Source organism: Lachnobacterium bovis (genome assembly GCF_900111325.1).
Classification (GTDB): domain Bacteria; phylum Bacillota; class Clostridia; order Lachnospirales; family Lachnospiraceae; genus Roseburia; species Roseburia bovis_A.
Genome location: NZ_FOGW01000052.1, coordinates 1 through 2,728 on the forward strand (window position 1 = coordinate 1; position 2,728 = coordinate 2,728).

Annotated in this window: 2 protein-coding genes and 2 pseudogenes; all 4 read right to left on the reverse strand. The window is 36.4% G+C overall.

Annotation, left to right across the window (positions count from 1 at the left end; translation table 11 throughout):
- Positions 1-247: 247 nt before the first annotated feature.
- Positions 248-1,282: a virulence RhuM family protein gene (locus tag BMY79_RS11665; RefSeq protein WP_022750572.1), complete on the reverse strand. Its 1,035-nt coding sequence runs from the start codon at positions 1,280-1,282 to the stop codon at positions 248-250.
- Positions 1,282-1,860 (reverse strand): annotated as a pseudogene (locus BMY79_RS11670) (type I restriction-modification system subunit M N-terminal domain-containing protein). The gene BMY79_RS11665 and the pseudogene BMY79_RS11670 overlap by 1 nt, the downstream one beginning before the upstream one ends.
- 57 nt (positions 1,861-1,917) lie before the next feature.
- Positions 1,918-2,103 (reverse strand): helix-turn-helix domain-containing protein, encoded by a 186-nt coding sequence (locus BMY79_RS11675; protein ID WP_074731026.1) that lies wholly within the window; start codon positions 2,101-2,103, stop codon positions 1,918-1,920.
- 124 nt (positions 2,104-2,227) lie between these two features.
- A pseudogene (locus BMY79_RS11680) lies at positions 2,228-2,509 on the reverse strand (group II intron maturase-specific domain-containing protein); the annotation flags it as partial.
- Positions 2,510-2,728 lie beyond the last annotated feature (219 nt).

Consider the following 2,728-nt stretch of genomic DNA (forward strand, 5'->3'; position numbering starts at 1 on the left):
AAACAAGGGGCCAAATCGGCCCCTTGTTTATTTATTTTATAAGAATTGTAATGTATTATCGCATTTTTATTACTTTCTCTTATAAGTCGTTATTCATCTCATCAGATACCATTTTCTCTACTGCGCTAACCAAACCTGATATAAAACCTGATTTTTGTGGTATCAATATCTTATCCAAATTTCCATTCTCGGGAATACAACCTGCTACGATTGCTTTTACTTCATTTAGGGTCTTCTTCCTTTTCTTTTATTTACGTTCATCTTTTAAATGTTCTTCCAACTCCATGAATCGATCAAAATCACTTTGGAATAATCGATCCTGAATCACTCTATATTTTTCGAATTCCGTTTCCGCATGAATCTTAGCTTGTTCCGCACTGATTTTTCCCTTGTCCTTTAGGACCTCATGATCCATCAGAGTAAGAAAACCATCCAACCTAATTTCCCAATCTGCCATAGTCATAGGAATGTTTCGCATTGCCATACTTTCTGCCAAATCCAGATAGGCCGTAACCATTCTACTAAGGATAGCTAATTCTTCTTCCGTCAAATAATTTTTTGCCACAGTAACATCATACTTATGAATCTTGCTATTCGGAGACCCTTCCCATGTTGTGAGTCCCATATGCTCTTTCTCAGCATCCGCTCTGTTATAAATCACTTCTGCTGCGGTCTGACCATGAACAGCATAGTGAAGCTTGTTCTGTACAGCTGCAAAAAATCGCTTTGTTTCCTTTGCTGTAGAATCATAATCAATTGAAGTCGCGTAAATATCCGTTATCTTCTGATAAAATTTACGTTCCGACAAACGTATTTCTCGAATACGTTCCAGTAACTGTTCAAAATACTCCTTCGTTAAAATACTGCCGCCTTTTTTGAGCCTTTCATCGTCCATGGCATAGCCTTTAATTGTGTATTCTTCGATTATAGTATTTGCCCATTTACGAAATTGAACTGCTTTTTCCGAGTCTACTTTATGCCCAACTGCAATGATAGCCTTAAGATTATAATGTAACGTATCGTAATTTTTTCCGTCATCGGCAGTTGTTCGAAATTTTCGAACAACTGAATTCTCTTCTATTTCGCCATCTTCATACAGTTTATGCAAATGATAATTGATTGTGCTTTTCCCAACATCGTAAAGAACACCCATCATTTTTTGACTTAACCAAACATTCTCATCAGCATAAATTGCCTCTATCCCGCCTTCTCCAGTTGCAGTAATAAATGTCAAATACTCTGCCGCAGAGGATCGGATGGAAATCTCTTTTTTCTTAGCCATTAGCAAAATACCTCCTCTAAACTACCTGATAATTCTTTTTCAAGTTCCATAATCTCCGCCATAATTTCTTCTGATGGCCTAGGTGCTTCATATTTATAAAAGTATCTTGTAAACGGAATCTCATCTGGATGAAGATTTGCTTTTTCTGTAGTAAACTCCTTCAGAACAATATAAAGAATGTTCTTATTTGCCATTCTTGTTATATGACCGTCAAACTCAAATTTCTGGATAATGTCCTGCACATTTTCAGAGAATCCATTTAAGTAATCTCTGAAGTTCTCTTCAATATGGTCAAGATCATCCATAAGTTTTTCAAATGTATACTTACTTGTATTATAAAAATCAAAACCCGAAGCCTTGCGAAGAAGCACATCCTTCATCGGAAGATTCTTAACCTCTTCATATTTCTTTAATACTGCATCCTTTGTATCAAACAAGATATAATCAAATCTTCATATAACAGTTAACGGTAAAATTACATCGCCATACTCATGAGGTTTATATGGTCCTGTAAGTTTATCTGCAATTGCCCAAATCAGGTCCGCTTTTTGATCAATCTTTGCACTTCTTATTGCCATTAATATTTGTCTCCAATTTATTCTAAAATAGCCATTTTTATGGCTTTTATCATTTTACTATTTATCTCGTCCCATTTTACGGCCTCTTCTCGGATCCTCGGGTTTTTTTGCATCTTTAGGCACGAGCCAAGTATTGGCAGCAAAAACTGCTCCCTCAACCCTACCTTCTCTGCACAATGTCGTAACTCGACGACGTGAAATATCCCAAATTTTTGCAATTTCCGATGTATATACATACTCCATATCAAATCCTCCATAAAAGTCGAAAAATTGACTATTTTATTATATTCCTTCCGAGGAATAGTTTCAATAGAAACCATAGTTTCTCATCGATAACAAACCCGCCCCAGTGAATCAATCTACAGAATCATTTTCCTGCTTTTGACACCCTAGGACGGGTTCGTTTTCTTACAGACATAAGCCATTTTTCTGCCCATCTTCTATGACCACGAAGGTACTTATATTTACACATTGCCCATTTTACTAGCCTACGTTCTATACATTGAAGTGTATATTTCATGGCTGATGGATTGAATTTCCCAAAATAATTAATCCAGCCTCTTAGCATAGGGGTTAGGATTTCCGCAATTATGTCGATTTTGCATCCACATCCAGTTCTCTTATGAATTTCTAGAGATTTAATTTTGTCTCTGAATGTCTTAGAATAGTAGCAGGTTTATATCCCTGTGCAGCCATGTCAGCTACATAGTCATCTATCTGGGCGGATTCAGGACTTTAACCCGTTAGAAACGTGCGCCGTTAGGCGCACATTAAAAACAAGGGGCCAAATCGGCCCCTTGTTTATTTATTTTATAAGAATTGTAATGTATTATCGCATTTTTATTACTTTCTCTTATAAGTCGTTATT